We start from the raw sequence: 25973 nt of genomic DNA on the forward strand, positions 1-25973 counted from the left end.
GTTTCAAACAAAATAAAACTGAGTAAAAAAGATAAGCTTCCATAAAAGGCTTATCTTTTTTCTCAGTTTCACGTGAAACACATTATCCTTCTATTTTTATTTCTTTTCCATAAGCACCAAGAGATTCATCGGCCGTTGTGATGATAGTCTGAATTTCCTTTTCAATGAGATAAGAGAAAAGAGCATCTCTTCGTTCTTTATCAAGTTCGCTCCCCACATCATCCAATAAAAGAAGAGGATATTCACCTGTTTCCTTTTTCACAAATTCCAGTTCCGCCAGCTTCACGGACAGAATGGCTGTCCGCTGCTGCCCTTGGGAACCATAAGAAGAAATATCGTTTCCATTCATAAGAAAAATCAGGTCATCCCGATGCGGACCGATGGAAGTATGGCAAAAACGGCTGTCTTCTTCTCTGGAAAGAGCCAGTTTTTCCAAGTACCATTCTTCATCAAACCGTTCTTCCTGATTTCCGCTTTTCCTGTACTTGATTAAAATACTTTCTTTCTCATCAGTCAAAAGCGATTCCATGGAAGAAACGATTTCATTTATTTTTCCTATGGTTTCCATTCTTTTCTTTACGATATACGATGCTCCTTTGGCAATCTGCATATCCCATACATCCACATCCGCCGTAAATCCATGAAAACGAGCTTCTTTAAATGCCGCATTCCTCTGCTGTACGGCCCTGCCATAACGAAGTATTTCCTCATAATATCTCGGACTAACCTGGGAAATTTCCAAATCAATAAATCGACGGCGGTTTTGCGGCGCTCCTTTGATCAGCTGAAGATCATCCGGCGTAAAAAGCACCGTACGGAACATTCCCATAAGCTCTCTTTTTTTCGTGGCCGTTTCATTAATCAAAATTTTTTTGCCTTTGTTCCGGGACAATTTAATTTTGATTTCATGCGTTACACCGCGAACGCTAAAGTCCAAAAGAATCGTTCCTTCTTCTTTATTAAGACGGATCAATTCCTCATCATTGCTTGTGCGGAAAGACTTTCCCACAGAAGCAAAATAAATCGACTCAATGATATTCGTTTTTCCCGTACCGTTTTTACCTGTGAGAACAGTCATATTTTCGGCAGGATCAATAGAAAAATCTTCAAAATTTCGTATTTCAATGAGATGGGTCTTTCCGCATCTCATTTCTTCGCCTCAATTATTTTATAGACTTCTCCATCAAGAGAAAGGTCATCTCCAAGACGAATTTTTTTTCTTTTTTCCTGAATAATGATTCCATTCAAAAAAATTTCATGATTCTTTATAAAATCTCCTGTTTCACCGCCGGAAGAGATTATATTCTCCTTTTTCAAAAATTGATCTAGCTGAATATAATCTCCATATATTTCTATTTCTTTCATCAGCGGCCTCTCATGGGCGTTACAACATAGCGATACGCCTTATCTTCTTCCTGTTCTACCACCATAGGTCCATTTTTCTTTACATGAAGAATGATCTTTTCCCCTTTCGAATGTTTCAGAATATCTTCCACATAAGTGCAGTTAAAAGTAATCTTCACATCAGCACCGTCCAACTCTGCCGGAATGGATGTTTCAGAACGGCCGATATCGGGATCTTCCTCAAAAGCTTCCAGCGTTCCATTTTCAAATTTAAAATTAATTGTCTTATAACTCATATCCCTGGAAATCGGACTGACAAAACGGACAGCCTCTTCAAAATCCTTCAGATCCAAAGTCGCATTTAAATCGAAACTTGACGGGAATACTCTCTTATAATCGGGATAAACGCCATTAATAAGATTGGAAAGGAAATATGTCTCCCCGAAAGAAAAAGCAACATGCCGGCTCGCCCAGGATATTTCCATCATATCATCTTCCCCGACAGGAAGAAGACGGATCACATCCTGAAGTACAGAAGCGGAAACAATAAAATTCCCTTTTCCTGTCGGTATTTCTTCAAGAGATATCTCTCTTGCCGCCAAACGATGAGAATTCGTAGCGGCCATAGTAAATACGTTTTCATTAATATCACAGAGAATACCGGTAAAAATAGGATTTTTCGCGTCCGTAGAGGCAGCAAAGGAAACGAGATTTACCATTTCTGCAAAATCTTTGCATTTCATATTTACATGGAACGTATGATCAATTTCCGTAACCAGCGGAAATTCTGCCGTATCTCTTGTGGGAAAATGGGAATTATACTGGCCAGCCTTAAAGAAAACAGTACTTTCGCCTTTTTTCTGTTCCATAACAACCGGACCGGAAGGCATCATTTTTATGGTAGACAAAAGATGGGGTGATGAAATGAGAACGGATCCCCGCTCTTCCACATCAGCTTCGCAAAAAGTACGGATGCCAATGGAATAATCATTAGCTTGAAATTCGACTTTTCCGTCTTCAGCGGAAATAAAAAAACCATTATTTGTGTTTGATGTGACTTTTGTTTGTGCTGCGCGTTGTACTCTTTCTAAAGCGTGGCATAAGTCCTGCGTTTGGAATGTAACTTTCATGGTAGCTCCTTTACTAATATAAATTATAAAAAATAAAAGCAGTAGAAGTAGTTTGTGTGAATAAGTGAATAAGTCTGTGCAAAGGATATATTTTCTTTCTTTTTCGAAGGGAATAACTTTGTGAATAATGAAAATTTTTATTCACTGAATAAACAGTTTTTTATAAAAAATGATTTATTCACAAGTTATAAACAATTTATTTATCCAAAAAATTGTTTTTTAAACAAGTATTTTACCTTTTCCTTTTGAGAAGAGTTAATATATCTTTCAGTTCTTTTCTCGTCCTGTCATTATTTTTGAGTTCTTTTTGTACTCGTTCGTAAGCATGGACAATCGTACTGTGGTCTTTATTGAAATATTTTTCCAAAGAGGGAAAAGAATCATTCAGTTCTTCGCGGGCAATATACATTGCCATCTGTCTCGGAATGACCACATTTTTGGGACGGGATTTGCCTAAAACCTGTTCTTTCTTTACATTATAATACTTGCAGACAGTATCAATGATTGTTTCGGCAGATAAATGACTGTAAAGATCCACCTTGATAATATCGGCAAGGGCGTCCCGGGCGTTTTCCAAAGTAAGGGGAACATTCTTGATCTGGCAATAACCGACAACCTGTTTGAAAGCACCTTCCAGTTCGCGGACACTGGAATTGACATTTCCCGCAATAAAAGAAATTACTTCTTCAGACATATCGATATGGGAGCGTTCCGCCTTCTTCTGCAGAATGATGGAACAAATTTCAAAATCAGGAGGAGAAATATGGGCAATCATACCGCTGGAGAATCGTGTTATCAAGCGTTCATGAAAATCTTTCAGATCGCTCGGTGTACGGTCACTTGTCGTAATGATGTAGTTATCATTGTCAGCAATCGCGTTAAAAGTGTTGAAAATTTCCATACGGGATGATTCTTTCGTACCGTTAAAAAATTGAATATCATCAATAAGCAAGTAATCCACAGTGCGGTATTTTTCACGAAATTCCTGCATCTTTCCGCTGCGAATTGATTCAATGAGTTCATTCGTAAAGTTCTCGCTCGTTACAAAGAGAACGGAAAGATCAGGACGGTGAGTTTTTACATAATTGGAAATAGCAAGAAGAAGATGGGTCTTGCCCAAACCTGAAGGGCCGTAAATGAACAGTGGATTATAATTACTGGCTTCCGGCTTTTTTTTAGAATAATTAGTATCGGGAGAATCCGTATATTCTTCACAGGAAAGAGCGATGGCATGGGCTGATTGGAAAGCAATTTCATTACAGTTGCCATGGACAAAATTATCGAAAGTATAATCGTCGAATTTATAAGAAAATTTCTTTTCCGGAGATTTAACCGGAAGAGGAACGGCAGAATGCCTGATGGAAGATGGATTATCCAAAATACTGGGAAGTTTAACTTCTTCCGGATTTTGCGGTTTGATATTCATAAAATCAGGCACTGCAGGTTTATCATAAATCTCCATATTTTCTTCTGTTTTATGGGAGTCTACTGAAGCATGAGAGTTTTCCTTTTTTTCCGTATCGGACATGGAAGAAGGAGAAGGTATTCCAAAATTTTCGGAAACTTCAGTAACAACAGGTATTTCCGGTGTCGGTTCAGCAGTAGGAACGTCGCTGCTTTCCTGGGTTTTAAGAACAAGTTTTACCGAGACTCCACTTTTTTCAGAAAGAATTTTCTCTATTTTCTTCTTGTAGACAGCATTAATCCAGGGAATCATATAAGGAACGGTGGATATGGCTGTGAAAATACCATCGGAAAAAGAAATGGGAAAAATGAAACTATAAAAGTTATTATAATATTCGGGATTTTTAATTTTTATTTCCTCTAAGACATGTGTCCAGAGTTCAAAAATTTCCATTTGTACATCCTTTCATACTCGGTCTGTTTAAAAGATGGATAAATCTGTGAATAACTGTGAATAACTGTGCACAACTTTATAAATATGTACATGCTTATCAGATTTTATCGGATAAAGTAAGAAAAGGAAAAAATTAATATTCCTGTGAATAATTTTATTGTACCATGTTGTCTTATTGCTGTCATTTACAAGATGTACCCTCCTCGGGATCACTTTATACTATTCAACGGGCACTTATCTATAAGGAAAAGAGCCTGTTGAAGAAAGGAAGAAGAGGGATCATTTTAGAAAATTGCTTGCTTTTTCCGAAGATATTTGTTATTATATTGCAGTCACATAGATGGTATCTATGTAAAAATACAGGGGCATAGCGCAATTGATAGAGCAACGGTCTCCAAAACCGTAGGTTGGGGGTTTGAGTCCCTCTGCCCCTGCCATATACGGCCCAATAGCTCAGCTGGATAGAGCACTTGACTACGAATCAAGGTGTCGGGAGTTCGAATCTCTCTTGGGTCACCAACAACGCCACTTTTATTTTGTCGGGATAAACAGTTATGTTTTTAACGGCAAGCTCAAACAGGGTCTTGATAAATTCAGGACTCTGTTTTTGTTTGAGTTGTTTCTGGAACGTATCGATGATTTTATCAATATCAAAGGTTGTAGACTGTACGATAGCCTGTCTGTCTTCGGCTTCTTTAATTTGCGCCCTGAGCCGCAGTATTTCTTCCTTGAGTTGCGCCATTTTCGCGGATGTAAATTCATCTCCCCGATCGGTCATGTACAGATCGTATAATTTATCAAGTCGCTTAGACGCATCACTTTCCTGCTTTTTTAGCCTCTTTATCAGTTCTGTATAATCAGGAACTTTTACAGTCATGTTATTTTTAGCGATAATTCTTTTTATCTGATCGTGCGCATCCGGAGCCGTAAATAATTTGCGGATTAGCTGGTATACTGTGCTTTCGATATCATCGCGATTGATAAATTTCTGCGGGCACTTTTCTTCTCCGAGAAGACGTCCTTTTGGACATCTGTAGTAATAATTCTTTATACCGCGGCTGTTTTTCGTCGAGTGTGCGACCATAGCAGATCCACACTGCCCACAGTGTATAAGTCCGGACAATGCGTAGATTGCTTTTGCATTTCCTGCACCTGATCTTCTTTTATTCTGATCCAATTTAACCTGCACCTCCTCAAAAATTTCTCTTGAAACAGTGGCCGGAATAACATTTTCAAAATACTGTACATTATCGCTTGTTTGATGATTATTTCGCTTTCCTTTGCGGAATAACGTTTTGCCGAGATAAAGGTCTCCAACATACTTTCTATTCCGCAAGATTTCATAAATAGAAGCAATGGTAAATTCTTTCCCGGCGCGGTTTCGATAACCGGCATTGAAAAGTCGCTTGCGAATAACGCCGTAATGAACGCCTGCAGCGTACAAGTCAAAAATCATACGGACGGCAGGTGCTTCGTCTTCGTTGATGATTAACTTTTTATCAGCATCAACAGAAAAACCATACGGTGGACGACCACCTGTGCATTTACCTTGAATTGCGTTTTCACGCAGGCCCTTTTTGATTTCGTTTGAAAGATTCCGCGAATAGTAAGCGGCCATGCCGACCAGCATGGACTCCATCATCTGCCCTTCGGGGGACGTGCTGTCGATATCCTGCCGGCTGTAAGCGTATTTTACACCCGCTTCTTCTAATTTGTGCTTTGTTATGTAATAATCGAGTTCGTTTCGCGCGTTGCGGTCTATTTTGTGAAATACGACGATATCAAATTTCCCTTTTTGTGCATCTTTTAGCATAAGTTTATACTGTTCACGGCCGATAGTCGTAGTGCCTGATTTTGCTTCATCGGCATACTTTGCAACAATAGCGTAATTGTGCTTTTTGCAGTATTCAGTACTGTCTCTGAATTGCGCAAGAATAGATTCTTCACGCTGGTTTTCGGAAGAAAATCTGGCGTATAAAGCGGCTCTAAGCATTATAAAATCAGCTCCTTTGTTTAAAATGGGCTGATTATGCTATAATTATAGAGTAATCAGCCCGAGGTGGGTTATTACATTTTCCCGCTATCGTACGGCAATACGATAGCGGGATTTTTATGTTATAGTGAAATTATCCACTTTCATGAACCCCAATTCATTTTAAAAATTTTAGACCCTTTAATTTAATATCTGCTATCGATTTGTCATACACGATGAACATAGACTGCGAAACATCTTCCAATTTTCCGTTGTTTACATCTTCTGAAATTTTATATTTATATTCTCCAGAGTGGACATCTATAATCGTTAATACGGTTTGCCCTTTAAATTTCATTGTTGTATGAAATAATCCGGGGGCATTTATTTTATCAATATAAAATTGGCTATATACGACGTAGTCGGCATTCAGGAGTTTTCCGATATTAATTAAATCTGTTGTACTGAACGAAATATCAATCTTATTGTCTAAAATATAATCATTAGCGACCTGCGCTGTTTTTTCTTCCGGTATCATGGATCCTTGCATAGCATTCACAATCAACTGCTGCCTTGATTTTAGTTCATTCAACTCATTTTTATCTTTTGTAGATTGTCTTGCGCCAGCCATTAAAACTGCGACATTTGGAGCCGATGCATAAGCGATATTAAATGTAAATAAAGACATGATAGTAATCAATAGTGCAATCAACAATTCTACTTTTTTCATAATTTATCTCCATTTATAAATGACGTACTCCGTAAGAAATGGACTTAAGATAAACCAATTGATATGGAATACCGAACGTACGCGCCAGATTATAAATATCTATTTCCGGATGACCGGCTATCAATTCATCAGGGAACAGCAACTCTACGGCAAACTGATTCGCTTCTTTTTCAATCTTGCAGTTAGCAATAAAAGAATTTCGATTAAAAGCATGGGTGCCGGCGTGTGGATGAAGTAGTGCATGTCCGAGTTCATGAGCACAGATGAACGGCTTGAGAAACGGATCGGCATGATCATTTATCCGTATTGTTTTGATGCGAAACAAATTACTGAAATATCCTAAATTTTTCCCGAGCTCTTCGTATAAAATATAGATGTCATTTTCCGCAGCAATATGGAACGGATTCCTCGTGTCATGTATATTCGCTATATCATTTGCGAACTTTTTTATATTCATGATGTAATCCTTTATTTACGATGTTTCTTTGGAGTAAACTTTTCTTTTGCTTTTAATTTTGCAAAGCGGAGAGCGTTTTCAAGAGATGCTTTCATGTACTCACGTGTTTCGGGATCCATCGGTTCTCCGCCGTTATACATGGCGATAGCATCCTGACTGTCCATATCATTCAAGATATCGGACAGTCTTTTTTGGATGTCTTTTTCGTCTTTTTTGGTAAAGGAAAGATGAAAAGACGTGAGAGCAGACTTATCATCCTCGGTTAACCCCATCATATAAGATGGGGTAACTTGAAATAACTTAGCCAATTTTGAAATCAATGATCGTTTAGGATTAACAAGCAAGCCATGCTCATATTTGTATATAGCTGCTTTTTGCAACCCTACATATTCTGCAACTTCCTGCTGCGTTAGCTTATTCTTTTTTCTTAAAGTATAAAGGATATCTTTAAATTCCATGTGTGTCACCGCCTTTTTCGTATCTTGATTATACCATATATTTTTTTTAAAACAAGAAAAAATATCTTGACAAGACACAGAAACGGATATACAATCAAGGTATCCTAAGGAGATACTTAAAGAAAGCGGGGTGAAAAAATGAATAAACTATTGATGAGGGCCGAAATGATGAAATACGGAGATAGTCAAAAAGATTTAGCGACTGCCTTAGGGATAAGCCTATCCCGATTAAATCTAAAAATCAACGGTGGGGCAGATTTTCGACAAGCAGAAATACTTTTCATAAAAGATAGGTATAAATTAAAGCCTGAAGAAATAGACGCTATTTTTTTTGACGAAATAGTATCCTAAAAAGATACTAATGGTTTTCCAGAAAGTGAGGTAAAGAAGAAAATGAAGATCGAGTGCACTGTTGAAGAGTTTAAGAAACTCACAGAAAAAGAGCCCCGCGGCAACGGAGCTCTGAAGGTTCGTACAACTATAAATCTTCTTACTTGTAGTCGATTGATCCGACAGCACATGCAAGAACAGAATCATAGCGGACAAACAAAAACGGGAGTTTGGTAGGCTCATTCCCGATTACAACTGTGGCGTTTTGCAGTAAAAAGAAAGGCTCGCTCCCGCATAGAACGTGTTTCTTTGGCTGCGTAGATTCGGGCTTGCCGAAACACGCACGTAAAAAAGCTCTGGGTGCTTCTGTCTCAGGTGTCACTGGATCGTCGCTAAAAACAGGTGTACCAAAAATAGTACCAGTAGCCGTTAACAGAATTAATTGATTCTGAGTGAGATCTCCGGCCTGCGTAGTAACTGCCAATGCGCCCACTAAGGATCTAATATTCATCGCATTCACCTCCTCTCTAAAACAATTATAGAGAGGCGTGCGGAGTAAAGCAAAAAACATATCAATTTCTTCTCTCCGTTGAGCCGCCCGCAAATAACAAGTTGTTGTTATTGCTATATCCATTGTGAACTGTGTTATGCTCGACAACTAATAAGCCGGGCGGCTCAACGGAGAGAAGAACAGAAAAAATCGAGGTGATTAAATTTGAGAGTTTCAGACGAGCTTCCGTCGGTTATCGAAGTCAGCTATCAACCGCCGGGAGAAGAAGCAGATTTTCACGAGTACAAGCTGGCGAAGTGGATTATGAGTTTATCGAAAGAACAGGAGGGCTCGGCATGATTGACAGATTAATAATCTATTTATGGCTTTTCCTGTCCGTCGTACTGATTATCGCCGCAGCGGGGAAAATATCATGATTAAATATTTAACAGCTTTCATAGCAATTGTTTTCTTAGCCGGCTACGCAGTACAGCCGCCAGAAAAGACGGTGCCGTACAAAGTCACGGTAGCGCGCGGTGAAAGTGTGTGGGACGCTTGCGCAAGGGTCGCTAGTGATAAGGACCACATGCAGGAGCTGGTCTACAACGCACTGAAAGAAAACCGCATCAACGATCCCGGCAATGTTCAGCCGGGGACAGAAATCGTTATCAGAGTAAAGGAGATGAGGTAAAAATGGCGTGTAGGGGAGATGTCGATACCGAAGATGTAGATATGGTAGCACAAGTGGCCCGTAGCGGGGAGTTCATACTGTGCGGATATCTTAAAAACTTCGAACGCAGCATGTCTAGTGGTCAGAAAGAAAAAGTGATTGCAGCTATGGATTTCTTTGAAACGTTAGCTAATCACTTAGAGACATTAACGGTCGCCGTTGAAGACATGAATTATAGAGAGGAGATGTATGAATGCGGAGAAGACTATTAACTATTTTATTCACATTGTTAGCACCCTTCGCGGCGCATGCGGAATGGCTCATCGCAGAGTGCAGCGCTTATACACCGTATGACTGAGGGACTATTACCGCAACGGGCGAAACTGTCCACGTTGGCGGAGTAGCTTGCAACTTCCTGCCGTTCGGTACAGTCGTCGTTATTGACAGCGTGGAGTACATCGTAAATGACCGCTGCGGCATAGATAACTGCATAGATATTTTCATGGAAAGCTACGAAGACGCTATCGAATTTGGAAGACAGCACAAGGAGGTTTATATCAAGAGATGAATCCGATTATGCAACCAATCATTAATAAGTACGTTGTGCTGTATGTGGCGCACCCTTTCGGTGGAGATTTAGATAATGTTTCCCGCGCGGAAATTCAACTGTCAAAACTGCAAAAATTGTTGCCCCGGCATACCTTAGTATCGCCAATCCACAACTGGGGATATCTGGATTATGAGATGACGAATCAGGTAGCGGCAATCAGCGACTGCGTAAACCTGCTTCTCCGGTGTGACGCTCTCGTATTAACAGGCCTTTGGAATGATTCAGCGGGTTGCCGGGCAGAGTATATTGCGGCAAAAGTAAAAGGCTTACCGATTTTCACTTTCGACGGTGACGATCTGCAACGCATATAAAAGGAGGGTTTATGAAAAAGACAAAGATAAACAGATTATACGACCTGTACGTAGACAATCGCGCGATTAAAGATCAGGAAGCCGCGGAACTGCTGGACACGGATTACCGAGCCGTAGGCGTCATGAAACGACGGCTTAGAGACCACGGGTACATCCAGATCGAGGATAACAGCGAAGTAACCATTCTCATGCCGTATAAAGACCAATCAGAAAAAGGAATCGGCGGACTTCGACTCGAAGTTGTTCTGGAAATGCTGGAGTACTACCGGGAAGATTTCCGCGGGCAAGAAACTTTTGCTGAACGGATGAAAGTCGGCAGAGAAATCCGCCTGTTGTTAGACATGATCCGCTAGAGGGAAGGAGGCGATTATATTGTTTGAATGCACAGGATGCCCGCATTACGGATACTGCATACCCGACGATTGCGCGGACATGAAAAAGACCCATGAACAGCAGCCACTGGTCAAGGGTCAAAGAAGAAAAACTTCTATCTCAAGGATACTACAAAGAAAGCGAAAAGACAATGGACTACAAAACTTTTATTGACTCAAAAAGCCAAATAACCGAAAGTCACGGGTTTGAAATATCCGCAGAAGATCTTCATCCTAACCTGTTCGACTTCCAGCGGGATATCGTCCGCTGGGCACTTGCTAAGGGCCGCGCCGCTATTTTTGCCGATTGTGGACTTGGAAAAACTCTGATGCAGCTTTCGTGGGCATATGAGGTGACGCGGCATACAGGAAAACCTGTCTTGATTTTAGCCCCGCTGGCGGTTTCCGCGCAGACGGTAGCCGAAGGGCAGCGCTTTGGGATCCCTGTCCACCTTTGCGAAAAAGCAGAAGACGTAACCCCGGGAATTAATATTACGAACTATGAAAAGCTGGATCGCTTTGATACGTCAGTTTTTTCAGGAGTAGTGCTGGATGAGTCGTCTATTTTGAAATCGTTTACCGGCAAAGTCCGAAATCAACTAATCGAGTCGTTCAGCCGTACTCCATACCGTTTAGCATGCACAGCTACCCCCGCGCCGAATGACTTCATGGAACTTGGTAACCATTCTGAGTTCTTAGGGGTTATGTCACGGACGGAGATGTTGTCTATGTACTTCGTTCACGACAGCGGGGAAACGTCTAAGTGGCGGCTCAAAGGACATGCTGAAACCAGTTTCTGGCGATGGATGGCCAGCTGGGCTGTCGTTCTGGATAACCCGGCAAGCTTAGGCTACAAAGACGAGGGTTACACGCTTCCTGAAATCCGCATGCACGAAGTCGTTGTTGACGGCGATGCCCCGGTAACCGAAAAACTAACTCTGACGCAAAGGCGATCCGCGCGGAAAGAATCACTGCAAGACCGCTGCCAAGTGGCAGCGGAACTGGTCAATAACAGCACGGAGCAGTGGCTCGTATGGTGTGATCTCAACGCGGAATCGGAAGAACTTCACCGGGTGTGCAATTTGTCACAGGAAGTAAAAGGCGCAGATAAAGCTACGCATAAAATAAACGCTATGACAGGTTTTTCTGTGGGGCTGCTGAAATGTCTAATCACAAAACCGAGCATCGCAGGTTTCGGGATGAACTGGCAAAACTGCCGCAATGTCATTTTTGTAGGGCTATCCGACAGCTATGAACAATTTTATCAAGCGGTAAGACGATGCTGGCGATTCGGGCAAAAGAAAGCGGTGGATGTGTACATCATCATCTCCGCGAAAGAAGGCTGTGTGAAAGAGAACATCGAACGCAAAGAAGCAGACAGCCGTAAAATGCGAGACGCCATGATTACACTGACAAAGCAGGCCGTCAAGGAAGAACTAAAAGCAACTTGTCGCGTTATGGCAAAATACGAGCCCAGCGTCGATATGATTTTACCAAAATGGACAGAGATGGAGGTGGCGTAACCCTTGAAAGTAATTGATCAATATGTATCAAACAGAGTATCCCTGTACAACGGTGACTCTATAGAAATACTTAAGGGCTTGCCGGATCACTGCATACATTATGCAATATTTTCTCCGCCGTTCAGCAGCTTATATACGTATAGCAACAGCGACCGTGACCTGGGCAACAGCACGGGAGATGATCAGTTCTACCAGCATTTTCTTTTTCTAGTAAAAGAACTGGCACGGGTCATCATGCCTGGGCGGCTGGTGTCCGTGCACTGCATGGATATTCCGAAAATGAAAAGCCGAGATGGCGTTATCGGGCTTAAGGATTTTCCCGGAGAGCTAATTCGGGAATTTGAAAATGCGGGCTTTATCTACCATAGCCGCGTCGTCGTCTGGAAAGACCCATTAGTAGAGGCTACCCGGACAAAAGCACTGGGGCTTATGCATAAACAGCTGTGTAAAGACTCCGCGATGTGCCGAATGGGGCTGCCGGATTATGTATTGACTTTCCGGTTACCGGGGGACAATCCGGAACCAGTCAGCCACGAAGCCGGGCTTAGCCGCTTTTACGGTGAAGATGAACCGAAAGGTATAAAAGGTGCAAGACCAGAACCGGACGCAGATCTAGTAGCTAAGAAAGAAAAGTATAATACCGAACCCGTTTATAGCCATCAAGTATGGCGGCGGTATGCGTCTCCGGTGTGGATGGATATCCGGCAGAGCAACACGCTAAACCGAACCGCCGCCAGAGATGAAAAAGATGAACGACATATCTGTCCGCTACAGCTGGATTTAATAGCCCGCTGTCTGGAACTCTGGACAAATCCGAACGACATTGTTTTAGATCCGTTTGCCAGTATCGGCAGTGTTCCCATCGTAGCTTTACAGATGGGGCGCCGGACTATGGGCTTTGAATTAAAAGAATCTTATTTTAAGCAGGCAGTGCTTAACTGCCAGAAAGAGGAAAATCATGATGACCGTAACATTTGAAGGATCCGCCGCCGAAGTACTTAGCGAAATGCAGGTGTTTTTGAAAAACTCGGTAACACCAAAAGGGAGCACCGTAGAAGTTACACCGGAAAAAGTAACTCTTGCATGTACTGCGGCACCGCAGATCAGCAAGGTTAAAATACCTGATTCGGCGCCTAAGGCGGCTAAATCTCCCGCTGTCCCGGTACAACTCCCAACTGTCCCGGTAGCCCAGGCTAAAGAATACACGCAGGCCGAAATTCTTGCAGCCTGCGGACCGCTGATGGACGCCGGGAAAGTACCGGAACTGACACAAATTATACAAGAGTTCGGAGTAGCTTCCATGATGGAAATTCCACAGGAAAAGTACGGCGAATTGGCAGTTAAGCTCCGCGCGATGGGGGCTAAGTTATGACACAGCACGCCTTATTAAGCGCCTCAGGAGCGCATAAGTGGCTCGTGTGCACAGCATCAGCAAGGCTGGAGGCAGAGTTCCCCGACACAACTAGCGAATTTGCCCGCGAAGGAACACTGGCGCACTCGATCGCCGAACTGAAATTACGGCGGTATGCTATCGAGCCGATGAGCCCCGCCACTTTTACCCGGCGGATGAATAAACTGAAAAAAGATCCTCTGTATCAAAAAGAAATGGATGGCTATACGGAGGAATATCTGGACTGCATTAAGCAGATCATGCTGGCTTATGGCACAAAGCCCTACATAGCAGCTGAGAAAAAAGTTGATTTCAGCCAGTTCGTTCCGAAAGGCTTCGGCACTGCCGACTGCCTAATCATGACACCAGACGCCTTGCATGTTGTAGATTTCAAATACGGTAAAGGTGTACCGGTAGACGCCAAAGACAACCCGCAGCTGAAGCTATACGCTCTGGGGGCGCTGTCCGAATACGGGCTGCTGTATCAGTTTAAAACAATTCACATTCACATCGTGCAGCCGCGGCTGAAAATCTTAGGAACAGATACATTCTTACGCGCTGCGCTCACGGAATGGGGTAATTCCGTAGTTAAACCAAAAGCAAAAGAGGCATTTGAGGGGCCAGGGGAATTTCATCCGGGCGAACACTGCCGTTTCTGCCGGGCAAGGGCTCAATGTAAAGCAAGATCCGAGTATTACGCCGCTTTAGCAGAAACGGCCAAAGAAAACGCCAATCCCGCGTTAATTACAATGGCTGACTTAGGGGAATACCTCAAGAAAGCTGGGGCGCTCAAAAAATGGGCAGAAGATCTACAGGCTTATGCGTTATCCAGCTGCCTTTCTGGTAAAACAGTACCGGGATGGAAAGCCGTAGAAGGCCGCGGCAGCCGCGTATTCACGAGTACCGATGAGGCGTTTAAAGTCCTCACGGACAATGGGATTGATGAGTCCCTGCTGTACAGTCGTGTACCGGCTACTTTGGCACAGACAGAAAAAATCGTAGGCAAAAAAGTATTCGAAACTCTACTCAGTAAGTATGTAATTAAAAACCCCGGAAAGCCGACACTGGCACCGGAATCAGACAAACGAGAAGCAATCAGTAATGTGGTATCTGCAAAAGATATATTTAAACCTGTAGGAGGTAACTAATCATGGAAAACACAAACATCGTATTAAGAAATGTCAGACTCAGCTATGTACACATTTTAAAAGCCTATGCACGGATACCCGGCGCCGAGGCGAAGTACCAAACGACAATTCTCGTACCGAAAACGGACATTGCGGCAAAGGCGGAAATTGACCGTGCTATCGAAGCCGCTAAAGCAAACGGAATTACCGGTAAATGGAACGGCGTAGCCCCGGCTATCGTCGCCACCCCAGTACATGACGGAGATGGACTTACCCAAAATGGCGCCGAATACGGCCCTGAATGTAAAGGCCATTGGGTATTCACTGCGTCAAGTGCCGCCGATAAGCCCGTAGAGGTAGTAGACGCCAATTTAAATCCGATTATTTCACCGATACAGATCTACAGTGGTATCTACGCTAATATCTCCGTTAATTTCTTCCCATATAACTTTCAAGGTAAAAAAGGCATTGGCTGCGGGCTCGGCCCCGTGCAGAAAGTTGCCGACGGCGAACCTTTAGGCGGACAGGCGCCGTCTGCTAAATCTGTATTTGCTGCGCAGCCTGCCGCCGTACAGAAAGTGAATCCATTAACCGGGCAGCCGATGTAAATAGTGGAGGCCCTTAACCGGGCCTCTTTCATTATTATCTGAAAGGCTCATTATGAAACACCTTAGTATAGACATTGAAACTTTTTCAGACGTAGATATTAAAAAATCCGGTCTGTTTAAATACTGCGAGTCCCCCGTCTTTGAATTATTGCTTTTTGCATATGCCTACGACTTCGGAGATGTCCATGTCGTGGATCTGGCACAAGGAGAGAAAATCCCAGATTCTGTTATATCCGATCTGAATAATCCCGAGGTTATCAAACACGCATATAACGCGTCATTTGAAATCACAGGGCTCAACCGCTACGGATATGCTACTTCCCCGGAGCAGTGGCGCTGTACAATGCTTCACGGTTTATATCTTGGCTACCCGGCGGGGCTGGCTTTCTTAGGTGCTGCGTTAGGTATTCCCGAGGACAAACGGAAATTATCCACCGGCAAAGCACTCATCCGTTATTTCTGCGTACCTTGTAAACCGACAAAACGAAATGGGGGGCGAACCCGCAACTTACCGAAACACGATATAGATAAGTGGCATTTATTCAAAGAATACAACGCGCAGGATGTAGTTACCGAAATGGAAGATTACCGGCGGCTATCTGCCTACCCCGTACCGGGCTGGGTACAGGATGACTGGGTCATCGATTACGAACTAAATCGACGAGGCATTCAGCTTGACATGGATCTAGTTCGAGGAGCTCTGGCCATCGACGATCAACATAAGACAGAACTCGTGGAAAAAGCCATACAAATAACCGGACTTACCAATCCGAACAGTCGCAATCAGCTACTCACGTGGATTAACGATAACTCCGACCTGAAATTGGAAAAACTTACAAAAGAAACCGTGGCCGAGAGCCTGCAGATTGCAGAGGATCAAGTGGCCGAAGTACTGCATATCCGACGGGCTTTAGCAAAAAGCAGTATTTCTAAATATGAATCTATGAAGAATGCTGTGTGCGCTGACGGACGTATCCGCGGCGTGCTGCAGTTCTACGGGGCTAACCGAACAGGGCGTTGGGCAGGGCGGCTGGTACAAGTGCAGAATTTACCGCATGACGTGCCCGTGGCTATGGATACAGCCATCAGATTAGTTAAAAACGGAAATGCCCGCGGTGTCAAGCTTATGTACGGCCATATATCAACTTCTTTATCTCATTTGATCCGTGCGGCTTTCGTCGCTCCGGAGGGGAGCCTGCTCTGTGTATCGGACTTCTCAGCCATCGAGGCGCGCGTACTGTCATGGCTCGCTGATGAGAAATGGCGGCAGGATGTTTTCGCAAAAGGCGGAGATATCTATTGCGCTTCTGCGTCCAGCATGTTCGGCGTACCCGTCGAAAAACACGGAATCAACGGACACCTGCGACAGAAAGGAAAAGTGGCAGAACTAGCGCTGGGTTATCAAGGGGGGCCTCCGGCGCTTATTACAATGGGCGCTCTGAAGCAGGGACTTACGGAAGACGAACTGCCGGATATTGTCCATCGATGGCGCGGGGCTAATCCGCGCATCTGCGGCTTCTGGTATGACGTAGACGGTGCGGCACTTTCTGTCATGTCCGACGCTCGCCCGGTAGGTCTTCCGCACGGGATACTTATTTCGCGAGAATGTAATCTCTTATACGGGTATGACTACTTGACGATACGGCTGCCAAGCGGGCGAAAACTATATTACCCGCAGCCTTATATTAACGAAAATCAATTTGGTAAGCCTGCATTACATTACCGAGTACAGGCAGGAATCAAGTGGAGCCACACATCAACCTATGGCGGTAAGCTAGTAGAGAACATTACGCAAGCAATCGCGCGGGACTGTTTAGCGCTGGCAATCAACCGACTCGTAAAAGCCGGATACAAACCGCTTATGCATATTCATGATGAAGTGGTACTCGAAGTACCGAAAGATAAGATTCATGAAGATGAAATAGATAGGATTAACCAAATTATGTGTGCACCGATACCGTGGGCGCCGGGGCTGCTGCTTAACGCTGACGGCTTCATAAGCCCGTACTACACAAAAGACTGAAAGGGGGGGGGAGTACTTGAATTACGACAGAAAACTGACTATCAGCATCGGAAACAGCCGCATGTCTAAACAATGGACAGCGGCAGAGTGCATGTGGTCGGAATTTATCGAAAAGCTACGCACGCCGCAGCGAACAGCCGAGCTATACGAAGAATATCTCCGGATGGGCAAAGCACAGCAAGGGGCGCTGAAAGATATAGGTGGTTTTGTAGGGGGCGCATTAAAAGGACCGCAGCGTAAAGCATCGGCAATTACCGGTCGTGATCTGGTTACATTAGATCTGGACAACATCGCAACCGGAGAAACGGATAACGTTATCCGCCGGGTAAACAGCTTAGGAATCGGATATGCCATTTATTCTACACGGTCTCATGCGCCTTACCGTCCACGACTCCGGGTAATTATACCGCTGGATAGGACAGTAACCGCTGATGAGTATGAACCTATCGCACGGAAACTGGCCAGCTTGATCGGAATAGAACTTTGCGATCCGACGACCTTTGAAGCATCACGGCTTATGTACTGGCCCGGATGCAGCAAGGACAGCGAATACGTATTTGATTATGCTGACGCGCCATTTGTCAGTTCTGATGGAATTTTAGGGCAGTACGAGGACTGGCATGACGTAAGAACATGGCCGCAGGTACCAGGGAAAGAACTGAAAGCAAAGATACTGCTATCTAAGCAGGCAGACCCGACAAAGAAACAGGGAATCGTCGGCTCATTTTGCCGTACGTACGATATCCGAGGCGCCATACAAGCCTATATTCCGAACGCATACACAGAAACAGACCATACCGACAGATTGACATATACCGGTGGTACAACCGTAGCCGGGGCAGTGTTGTACGACGATGATAAATTCTTGTACAGCCACCACGCAACGGATCCATGCAGCGGGCAGCTGGTTAATGCCTTTGACCTTATCCGCATCCATAAGTTCAGCGGCAATGACGATAACGTCAAAGAAAACACGCCAATTAGTCAAATCCCGTCGTATCGGGCGATGAAGAAGCTGGCTATGCAAGACAGCGCTGTCATGACTGACCTGAACATGACTGCTGCAGTTCATGCGTCAGATGTGTTTTCCTCAAACACCGGCAAAAGTGATCAAAAACCAGCTGAGGGCGTCAACTGGATGCAAGAGGCGAAACTGGCGTATGACGACAACACCGGACGGCCGAAAAAGACGATGGATAATATTATCCGAATTTTAAACCACGACCCGGAACTGGCAGGGAAAATCGCCATCGATGAGTTCTCTACCCGGGGGCTGGCGCTGGACAGCTTGCCGTGGAATACCTGCGACCTGAAACGACAGTGGACAGACACGGACGACGCGGGGATCGCATGGTATCTGGAGGATAGATATGGTATTACGGGACGCGACAAAATCAGCGGAGCCCTTATGCTCGTATCAGAGCAGCAACGGTTTAACGATGTCAAGGATTATCTTCTTAGCGTGTCCTGGGATGGTGCTTATCGACTTGATACGGCCTTCCATGACTACTTAGGCAGTAAAGATACTCCGTACACCCGCGGGGCGGCCAGAAAGTCCTTTACGGCAGCTGTAGCCCGTGTCATGACGCCCGGGTGTAAGTATGACTACGTTCCGGTATTTATCGGGCCACAAGGGATAGGGAAAACCACGTTTTTGAGGACAATCGGAAAAGGCTGGCACAGCGACAGTCTGCAGAGTTTTCACGGGAAAGAAGCAGCGGAACTTATACAAGGTATATGGATCAACGAAATCGGAGAAATGACAGGATACAGCAAATCTGGGGACAACGAAATCAAGCAATTTCTTTCCCGCTGTGATGACGTATACCGGCAGCCCTACGGCCGGCACACGGGAAGATACCCCCGAAAAGGTGTATTTTTCGGTACATGTAACGACCATGATTTTCTGAAAGATCCTACTGGGAGCCGTCGATTCTGGCCGATTGACGTAGGCGTCGAACCAGTAACGAAAAGCATATGGCAGGATCTACCAGATGAAGTAGACCAGCTGTGGGCAGAAGCCGTGATGCGGTGGAAACAGCATGAACCGATATACTTTGAAGATCCCGCCATAGAAGCAATGGCTAAACAGGAACAAGACAGACACCGCGAAGACAGCGCAAAAGACGGACTGATTCAGGACTTTCTGGATCGGTTAATTCCAATAGAATATGATTCCATGTCACTGACAGCCCGGAGGATGTACTGGTCCGGCAACGCCACGGGGATAACTGGCACAAAGCTGCGAGATAAGACTTGCGCGCTGGAGATCTGGTGCGAGTGCCTCGGCGGCGAGCCCCGCAGCATGAAACGGGCGGACGCCCGGGAAATCAATCAAGTGTTATGCCAACTTCCGGAATGGAAGAGAAATGTATCCCGGAGGCGTTATAGCTATTGTGGAACACAGCGAGGCTTTGAAAGGATATTTATTCAGAATAGTAAATAAATATCCTTAATAATCCGTTAATGTGTCGTGAACATTCAATGTGCACAATCAAGGCCGTATTGAGAATAAAACACAGCCTATTTGAGAACTAAAGAGGATTTTAAGAAAAGCCAAAGAGAGTTTTAATCATTAGGGAATACCTAAAACGTGAACATTAAAAAAGTTTGTTCACGCCTAAAGTTCACGGCAGTTAAACGACTATATCTATCTAAACTAACTAACGTGAACAACGTGAACATAGTTATGAAGAGTTTAGAAAAACAAGGAGTATTGAACAAGGTGTACGGTAATTGTGCCTTACGCGCCAGAAATAAAAATAAAATGTTGACCCCTGCGCGCGTGCGAATAAAAATTTTATATACATATATAGGCGAACACAAAAAGTATTTTCATGCAAGGAGGGTAAATCATGCAAGTAGTTAAACATTCGGAAAGAGATGCTGAAAAGTTATTAGTTAGCAAGATTAAAAAACTGGGTGGCAGGGCCTATAAATTTACGTCACCCGGCAGCGCCGGGGTACCCGACAGGATTATTATTCTCCCGGGAGGGTACGTAGAATTTGTAGAAATGAAATCTGAAACGGGGATGCTTAGTGTTCTTCAGAAGATATGCATATCGCATTTAAGATCGTTGGGGTGCCATGTTGAAGTGTTATACGGGGCGAAAGACGTAGACACTTATGTAACTCGCGTGAAGAAAATGATAAAAAACGGAGGCGCAGTATGAATTTTGTGCCGCATCAGTACCAGCAGTACTGCATGAATCGAATTGTGCAAGATCCAGCTGTCGGGCTATTTCTTGATATGGGTCTTGGAAAAACGATTATCACGTTGTCCGCGATTAACGAATTAAAGTACGGGCGGTTTCAGGTAAAGAAGGTATTGATTATAGCCCCGAAAAAGGTAGCCGAGGCAACGTGGCAGCGCGAGGCGGCAAAATGGGATAACGTAAGCCATTTAAGGATTTCCACTGTACTCGGCAGCACATCTAAACGTATTCGGGCATTACATACGCCGGCGGATGTTTATATTATTAATCGGGAAAATGTGGTGTGGCTGGTGGATTACTATAAAAACGACTGGCCTTTTGACATGGTGGTAGCCGATGAAATGAGTAGCTTCAAAAACCATCGTGCAAAGCGATTTAAGGCCTTAGCGGCTATCAGGAGTCATATTACTCGTTTGGTGGGCTTGACAGGCACTCCTAGCCCGAATGGGTTATCAGATTTATGGAGTCAGGTGTATCTTTTGGATCAAGGTGAACGATTGGGTAAATATTTTACACATTTCCGGGAACGATACTTTGAGCCCGGGCGGCGGTGCCGCGAAGTGGTGTACTCATACGATCCGAAAGAAGGAGCCGAAAAAGCAATTATGGATGCCATTTCCGATATCTGTGTGTCGATGAAGTCAGAAGATTATCTAGAGTTGCCGGAAATTGTTTATCACGATGTTCCGGTAGCCCTTAGCGCCAAAGCACAAAGAGATTATAACGAGCTGGAGAAAAAAATGGTTTTAGATTTAGGCGATGACCACGTACTTGATGTTACCAGTGCGGCAGCACTGTCCAATAAACTGCAGCAGCTGGCTAATGGAGCTGTGTACACAGACGATGGCGGATGGCAAGAGATTCATAATGATAAGATAGAGGCCTTTATGGAGTTGATAGAACAGCTTAACGGGAAGCATGCGATCGTGTTTTATAACTTCCGGCATGACTTAGATCGTCTAAGAGCCGCATTGCAGAAAACCAATTTACATATACGTCAATTACAGACGTCAGCGGACGAGCTGGATTGGAACGCGGGCAAGGTGGATATTTTACTGGCCCATCCCGCTAGTACGGCTTATGGTTTAAATCTTCAGGACGGCGGAAACCATGTTGTTTGGTTTGGATTGAACTGGTCTCTGGAATTATATCAGCAGGCTAATAAGCGATTACATAGGCAAGGTCAAAAAAATAGAGTCATTGTTCATCAGTTGATCTGTGAGGGTACTCGTGATGAGGATTTGGCTAGGGCGTTACTCATGAAAGATGCGGCACAGCAGTACGTAATGGATAGCTTGAAAGCCAGAGTAGATAAGTATAGGAGGCAACAATGACAGAGATTTTGATTTTCGTAATTGGCGCTATCGTCGGTGTCGTAACAGTAGCGTTGTGCGTCGCGGCAGGCAGGAGGAGAAATGACGGTTAAAGAGTTTTTGAGGTCGGTCAGAGAACAGGACAGATTGTTACGTGCATACGAGCAGGAGTTAGAGGATTTAAGGCGCAGAGCGTATAACATCTCAAGTCCGAAACTTGGCGATAAAATACAGTCAAATCATTTAGCTACTCTTGATGAAATCGTCGATAAGCTGGATTCACAAATTGAAAAAGTAAATGCCGCATGGGACGAGTTGATCGATAAACGAGATCAGGCTAAAGCATTGATTGATAGCGTGGATGACAAGAGCGGCCGATGCGTACTGTATCGGTATTACATATTGATTCAGACGTGGGAGCAGATAGCCGTGGATATGAATTATACAATCAGGTGGGTTTATAAGCTGCACGGAAGATCTTTGCAAATTTTAGAAAAAGAGTTCACTAAAATTCATTATAATTCACTATAAGACGTGTTATTATGGTAAAGGGAAATTTAAGGATGAACCTCCTTTCCGCAAAAAGCACACGTCAGGGATTGGCGCGTGCTTTTTGTTTGTAAAAAAAATATAAAAACGCTTGACAATACATAAGAAAAGATGCATAATAAATACAGAAAGGAGGTGAGAATGCGGATATGAATAATAAAATAAGCCTTGTAACAGCAATAATCAATTTGATAACAGCGATTATATTACTTTACAAGGCTCAATGACCGAAGAGGGTGGAACACCCACCCTCCACCCTCTGGGTGGTTCATTTATAATATATCATATTCGCAAAAGCTATGCAAAAATTAACATTATGGATTTCTGTTATAGCATTGCTTGTTTCGTTGATGGCATTAGTGAAGGCGGCTGGGATGTAATGAAATTAATTGAAAAGGTTATGACAACAGCAGAAGCGGCAGAATTGTGGAACATACCTGTTGTAACAATAAAACAGGCGTGTTCCGGTCAAAGAGGGTATCCACCGCGGTTTACGAGCGAAGAGTGCCGCAAGTCGGGGCACATCTGGCTTGTAACCCGTGCGGGGATGGAACGGGTTTATGGAAAGATTTAATCAAAGCACAATAAAAAATGCCTTGCAGCCGTTCAGAAATGGGCGGCTTTTGTATTTCCGGCGGTGTACAACTGCCTGATGGGGGCAATATGAGAAGAGCATTGCGAGAATGCGGACATCCCGGATGCCGCGCATTAACGAGAGAAAACTATTGCGATAAACATAAACAATTGCACATAAGAAATCCGAAAGAGTTTGAGCGGGAGTCACCGACTAAACGGGGATACAATTACAAGTGGACGAAAGCGCGCAAGGCTTTTTTGGCACAGCATTCGTTCTGCGAATGTCCAGCTTGTAAAGAATCAGGACATCCGCTGCCGGCTAATGTGGTTGACCACATCGTTCCGCACAGAGGCAATCAAGATTTGTTTTGGGATGAAAGCAATTGGCAGGCGATGAACAAGAGATGTCATGACAAGAAAACAGCGAAAGAAAACGGCGGATTCGGAAATAAAATTAAAGCTTGATAGACTACCCCCGGGTCAAAAATGTTTTGACCGGATGCGACAGTACCGTGCGCCTCCTCTTTTGTGAAAAAAGTTCGGGAAATGGACCTTACATTAAACTCATGCGATGAAATGTCAATTATGCGCAAATAGCAACGCTAAAAAGAAAGGAGGAATAGCATGGCTGGGCGTCCGGCAAAACCTATCGATTTGCATATAGTTTCAGGCAATCCGAGTCACTTGACGAAGGCGGAAATCGAACACAGAAAAAAATCAGAAATACACTTGGGCGAACAGAAATTAGTATGCCCAGCTTATGTAAAATCTAACAAAGAAGCGTACAAAAAATGGAAAGAAATCAAGAAACTTTACACCGGTTTCAAGTTCGTTTCTTCGGCAGACATCGGAATGATTTCAAGATACTGTATGGCGTTTGCGCAGTACATAGATTTGATAGAACGCCGAGACATGATCGCCCGAATAGAATTAACCGGTGAAGAAACGACGGCAACGCAGGAAACTCTTGAAGTAGAGTACAGTCAACGCAAGGCCGCCAAACTCTATGAAAAAATAGAGTATATCTTATCTACCGGCGGCATAATGGCGATGGATAAAGCAATTAACGCGAAAATGGCGGCACTCGTACAAATGGAAGACAGATTATTCTTGTCACCGCTTGCAAAAGTAAAAAATGTACCGAAAGAGCCAGAAAAGAAAGATGAAGACCCGCTAAGTAAAAGGGGTTTTGATGTATGACGCTGAAACAAGAACTGATCAAGTATAGTAAGAAATGCATAAAAGACAAAACGCATATATGTCAAAAGCACAGATGGGCATGTATGCGTTTTTTGCGGGATATAGAAATGGCGGGTACGAAGAAATTTCCGTATGTATTTGATGAAGAAAAAGCGGAGCGATTTTTTGCGTGGGCAGCTATGCATAAGCATACAAAAGGAATCTTAGCCGGGCAGCCTATTATTTTTGAGCCTATCCGGCGGTTTATCTTCGGAAACATCTATGGGTGGGTCAATAAAGATACGGGGCTTAGACGTTTTAAAAAAGCATATTGGCAGGTCGGGAGGAAAAATGCGAAATCACAATCACTCGCCATAGTCGGTGACTATGAAATGATGGCCCTGGGGGAGCCGATGTCAGAAGTCTACATCGGAGCTACGAAAAGCATCCAGTCAAAAATCATTTACAATGAGATCTTGGCAATGCTTAGGCGATGGCCAGAGATGAAAGGAAAGTGGAAAGAAAGTTATGGTACCATCCGACATCTGAAAAGCGATTCGATTATCCGGGCGCTGTCAAAAGATGACGGAAAGACCGGGGACGGTCTCAATCCGCAGTGCGGTCTGATTGACGAGTATCACGCGCATCCGACGTCCGAAATATTAGATGTCATAGACACCGGTATGATGGCCAGAAAACAGCCGCTGCTGTTTATCATCACTACCGCCGGGACAAACTTCGGGGGACCGTGTTACAGAGTGGAATACCCACTGGTAGAAAAGATCCTTAATCCGGACATTGATTATGACGTACCGGATTATTTCTGTATGGTCAATGAGCTGGACAAAGATAAAGAAGGAAACCTAATTGATGATGTTAAAAACGAAAAATGCTGGATAAAAGCAAACCCGATTGTAGCGACATATCCGGAGGGCATTGCGAATATAAGGAGCGCGTTGAAAGTGGCAGTTGAGACACCAGAAAAAATGTCATCATTTCTCACGAAAAACATGAACATCTGGAATCAGCAATCCGGGGCATCTTATATGGATATGGGGAAATGGAACACTCGGGGGCGGATAGAAAGCTACGATTTATACGGACTGGACGCATATGTCGGCATGGACTTATCAAGCAAAGTCGATTTGACGTCGATCGGACTGGTTATTTCGGTCAAAGAGGATGACGGGACGAAGTATATCGTCATCGGCCACAGCTTTATTCCGGAAGAAACGCTGCAGAGAAAGATAAAAACAGACAGAGTGCCGTATGACTACTATGCTCATGGTGGCTGGCTGACGGTCAATCCAGGAGAGGTAGTCGATTATCGCTACATGACAAAATGGATGATAGAAACTGCGGAAAAACTGGGACTGAACATTAAAGAAATTTGCTACGACCCGTATAATGCGACTTATTATGCGCAAGAACTTGAAAAACTGGAGTATACATGTGTAGAAGTCCGGCAGGGAATGATGACATTATCCGAACCGACAAAATCATTTAGAGAAAATGCGTATCAGGGAAACATTTTACATTTTGAAAATCCGCTACTCGATTGGGCGATCAGTAACGCGGTCACTAAAAAAGACCAGAACGAAAATATCATGCTTGACAAAGAAAAATCAACAAACAGAATTGACCCGATAGCATCTGTAATCAATGCGTTTACACGTGCGCGGATTACAGAAGAAGACGATATGAGTGATTATATTTTGAGTGACGATTTCAGCTTATAA

At 43.9% G+C, this 25973-nt stretch carries 29 protein-coding genes and 2 tRNA genes; 22 read left to right on the forward strand and 9 right to left on the reverse strand.

Annotated elements, in window-relative coordinates; translation table 11 throughout:
- Positions 1-82: 82 nt before the first annotated feature.
- The 4 genes from recF to dnaA all read right to left on the reverse strand — a co-directional run bounded on the left by recF (position 83) and on the right by dnaA (position 4332).
- Positions 83-1150: a DNA replication/repair protein RecF gene (gene recF, locus GCWU000321_RS06170; RefSeq protein ID WP_007070282.1), complete on the reverse strand. Its 1068-nt coding sequence runs from the start codon at positions 1148-1150 to the stop codon at positions 83-85.
- Positions 1147-1365 (reverse strand): RNA-binding S4 domain-containing protein, encoded by a 219-nt coding sequence (locus tag GCWU000321_RS06175; RefSeq protein ID WP_007070283.1) that lies wholly within the window; start codon positions 1363-1365, stop codon positions 1147-1149. The genes recF and GCWU000321_RS06175 overlap by 4 nt, the downstream gene beginning before the upstream one ends.
- Positions 1365-2474: a DNA polymerase III subunit beta gene (gene dnaN / locus GCWU000321_RS06180; protein WP_007070284.1), complete on the reverse strand. Its 1110-nt coding sequence runs from the start codon at positions 2472-2474 to the stop codon at positions 1365-1367. Before dnaN ends, GCWU000321_RS06175 begins: the two co-directional genes overlap by 1 nt.
- Before the next feature lie 232 nt (positions 2475-2706).
- Complete coding sequence (dnaA, locus tag GCWU000321_RS06185) at positions 2707-4332, reverse strand: chromosomal replication initiator protein DnaA (RefSeq protein ID WP_007070286.1); 1626 nt, start codon at positions 4330-4332, stop codon at positions 2707-2709.
- Positions 4333-4693: 361 nt separating this feature from the next.
- Here dnaA and GCWU000321_RS06190 point away from each other — a divergent pair.
- Both GCWU000321_RS06190 and GCWU000321_RS06195 read left to right on the forward strand, forming a co-directional pair.
- A tRNA-Trp gene (locus GCWU000321_RS06190) sits at positions 4694-4769 on the forward strand.
- Between the two features lie 5 nt (positions 4770-4774).
- Positions 4775-4851, forward strand: a tRNA-Arg gene (locus GCWU000321_RS06195).
- On the opposite strand, the gene GCWU000321_RS09380 is transcribed toward GCWU000321_RS06195, so the two are convergent.
- The 4 genes from GCWU000321_RS09380 to GCWU000321_RS06220 all read right to left on the reverse strand — a co-directional run bounded on the left by GCWU000321_RS09380 (position 4814) and on the right by GCWU000321_RS06220 (position 7949).
- Positions 4814-6325: a recombinase family protein gene (locus GCWU000321_RS09380; protein ID WP_007070287.1), complete on the reverse strand. Its 1512-nt coding sequence runs from the start codon at positions 6323-6325 to the stop codon at positions 4814-4816. The genes GCWU000321_RS06195 and GCWU000321_RS09380 overlap by 38 nt on opposite strands.
- 157 nt (positions 6326-6482) lie before the next feature.
- The gene (locus tag GCWU000321_RS06210; protein WP_007070288.1) at positions 6483-7034 is read right to left on the reverse strand and encodes a hypothetical protein; all 552 of its coding nucleotides are present in this window, start codon (positions 7032-7034) and stop codon (positions 6483-6485) included.
- A 13-nt stretch (positions 7035-7047) separates the two neighbouring features.
- Positions 7048-7491: an ImmA/IrrE family metallo-endopeptidase gene (locus GCWU000321_RS06215; RefSeq protein WP_007070289.1), complete on the reverse strand. Its 444-nt coding sequence runs from the start codon at positions 7489-7491 to the stop codon at positions 7048-7050.
- 11 nt (positions 7492-7502) lie between these two features.
- Positions 7503-7949: a helix-turn-helix domain-containing protein gene (locus tag GCWU000321_RS06220; RefSeq protein WP_050754526.1), complete on the reverse strand. Its 447-nt coding sequence runs from the start codon at positions 7947-7949 to the stop codon at positions 7503-7505.
- A 165-nt stretch (positions 7950-8114) separates the two neighbouring features.
- On the opposite strand from GCWU000321_RS06220, the gene GCWU000321_RS06225 reads away from it, so the two are divergent.
- Positions 8115-8300, forward strand: a complete 186-nt coding sequence (locus GCWU000321_RS06225; RefSeq protein ID WP_156777749.1) for a helix-turn-helix domain-containing protein — start codon at positions 8115-8117, stop codon at positions 8298-8300.
- A gap of 139 nt (positions 8301-8439) precedes the next feature.
- On the opposite strand, the gene GCWU000321_RS06230 is transcribed toward GCWU000321_RS06225, so the two are convergent.
- Positions 8440-8790 carry a hypothetical protein gene (locus tag GCWU000321_RS06230; RefSeq protein ID WP_040381421.1) on the reverse strand — a complete coding sequence of 117 codons (351 nt, stop codon included), beginning with the start codon at positions 8788-8790 and terminating at the stop codon, positions 8440-8442.
- 204 nt (positions 8791-8994) lie between these two features.
- Between GCWU000321_RS06230 and GCWU000321_RS09855 the strand changes: the two genes are divergently transcribed.
- From GCWU000321_RS09855 to GCWU000321_RS06320, 19 genes are all read left to right on the forward strand, one after another.
- Positions 8995-9129, forward strand: a complete 135-nt coding sequence (locus tag GCWU000321_RS09855; protein ID WP_277352335.1) for a hypothetical protein — start codon at positions 8995-8997, stop codon at positions 9127-9129.
- A gap of 73 nt (positions 9130-9202) precedes the next feature.
- Complete coding sequence (locus GCWU000321_RS06235) at positions 9203-9460, forward strand: hypothetical protein (RefSeq protein ID WP_007070294.1); 258 nt, start codon at positions 9203-9205, stop codon at positions 9458-9460.
- A 2-nt stretch (positions 9461-9462) separates the two neighbouring features.
- Entirely contained in the window at positions 9463-9711 is a 249-nt protein-coding gene (locus GCWU000321_RS06240) for a hypothetical protein (protein ID WP_007070295.1), read from the forward strand.
- Between the two features lie 292 nt (positions 9712-10003).
- On the forward strand, positions 10004-10360 hold the full coding sequence (locus GCWU000321_RS06245) for a DUF4406 domain-containing protein (protein ID WP_007070297.1): 357 nt from the start codon (positions 10004-10006) through the stop codon (positions 10358-10360).
- A gap of 11 nt (positions 10361-10371) precedes the next feature.
- Positions 10372-10713: a hypothetical protein gene (locus tag GCWU000321_RS06250; RefSeq protein ID WP_007070298.1), complete on the forward strand. Its 342-nt coding sequence runs from the start codon at positions 10372-10374 to the stop codon at positions 10711-10713.
- Between the two features lie 92 nt (positions 10714-10805).
- Complete coding sequence (locus GCWU000321_RS06255; RefSeq protein WP_007070299.1) at positions 10806-12254, forward strand: DEAD/DEAH box helicase; 1449 nt, start codon at positions 10806-10808, stop codon at positions 12252-12254.
- A gap of 3 nt (positions 12255-12257) precedes the next feature.
- The gene (locus tag GCWU000321_RS06260) at positions 12258-13232 is read left to right on the forward strand and encodes a DNA-methyltransferase (RefSeq protein ID WP_007070300.1); all 975 of its coding nucleotides are present in this window, start codon (positions 12258-12260) and stop codon (positions 13230-13232) included.
- Entirely contained in the window at positions 13213-13626 is a 414-nt protein-coding gene (locus tag GCWU000321_RS09205; protein WP_007070301.1) for a hypothetical protein, read from the forward strand. The genes GCWU000321_RS06260 and GCWU000321_RS09205 overlap by 20 nt, the downstream gene beginning before the upstream one ends.
- Positions 13623-14792 (forward strand): DUF2800 domain-containing protein, encoded by a 1170-nt coding sequence (locus tag GCWU000321_RS06270; RefSeq protein ID WP_007070302.1) that lies wholly within the window; start codon positions 13623-13625, stop codon positions 14790-14792. Before GCWU000321_RS09205 ends, GCWU000321_RS06270 begins: the two co-directional genes overlap by 4 nt.
- Positions 14793-14794: 2 nt before the next feature.
- Positions 14795-15379, forward strand: coding sequence for a DUF2815 family protein (locus GCWU000321_RS06275; protein WP_007070303.1), 585 nt, complete (start codon positions 14795-14797; stop codon positions 15377-15379).
- Between the two features lie 52 nt (positions 15380-15431).
- The gene (locus GCWU000321_RS06280) at positions 15432-17402 is read left to right on the forward strand and encodes a DNA polymerase (RefSeq protein WP_007070304.1); all 1971 of its coding nucleotides are present in this window, start codon (positions 15432-15434) and stop codon (positions 17400-17402) included.
- A 16-nt stretch (positions 17403-17418) separates the two neighbouring features.
- Positions 17419-19848: a virulence-associated E family protein gene (locus GCWU000321_RS06285; RefSeq protein WP_040381426.1), complete on the forward strand. Its 2430-nt coding sequence runs from the start codon at positions 17419-17421 to the stop codon at positions 19846-19848.
- 409 nt (positions 19849-20257) lie between these two features.
- The gene (locus GCWU000321_RS06290; protein ID WP_007070306.1) at positions 20258-20575 is read left to right on the forward strand and encodes a VRR-NUC domain-containing protein; all 318 of its coding nucleotides are present in this window, start codon (positions 20258-20260) and stop codon (positions 20573-20575) included.
- Entirely contained in the window at positions 20572-21951 is a 1380-nt protein-coding gene (locus GCWU000321_RS06295; protein ID WP_007070307.1) for an SNF2-related protein, read from the forward strand. Before GCWU000321_RS06290 ends, GCWU000321_RS06295 begins: the two co-directional genes overlap by 4 nt.
- A gap of 81 nt (positions 21952-22032) precedes the next feature.
- On the forward strand, positions 22033-22461 hold the full coding sequence (locus tag GCWU000321_RS06300; protein ID WP_007070308.1) for a DUF1492 domain-containing protein: 429 nt from the start codon (positions 22033-22035) through the stop codon (positions 22459-22461).
- A gap of 397 nt (positions 22462-22858) precedes the next feature.
- Entirely contained in the window at positions 22859-23053 is a 195-nt protein-coding gene (locus tag GCWU000321_RS06305; protein WP_040381975.1) for a helix-turn-helix domain-containing protein, read from the forward strand.
- 89 nt (positions 23054-23142) lie between these two features.
- Positions 23143-23520, forward strand: coding sequence for an HNH endonuclease signature motif containing protein (locus GCWU000321_RS06310; protein WP_040381978.1), 378 nt, complete (start codon positions 23143-23145; stop codon positions 23518-23520).
- Positions 23521-23679: 159 nt separating this feature from the next.
- Positions 23680-24255, forward strand: coding sequence for a P27 family phage terminase small subunit (locus GCWU000321_RS06315; protein ID WP_007070312.1), 576 nt, complete (start codon positions 23680-23682; stop codon positions 24253-24255).
- Positions 24256-24338: 83 nt separating this feature from the next.
- Positions 24339-25973 (forward strand): terminase large subunit, encoded by a 1635-nt coding sequence (locus GCWU000321_RS06320; RefSeq protein WP_244835076.1) that lies wholly within the window; start codon positions 24339-24341, stop codon positions 25971-25973.

The organism is Dialister invisus DSM 15470 (assembly GCF_000160055.1).
Lineage (GTDB): Bacteria > Bacillota > Negativicutes > Veillonellales > Dialisteraceae > Dialister > Dialister invisus.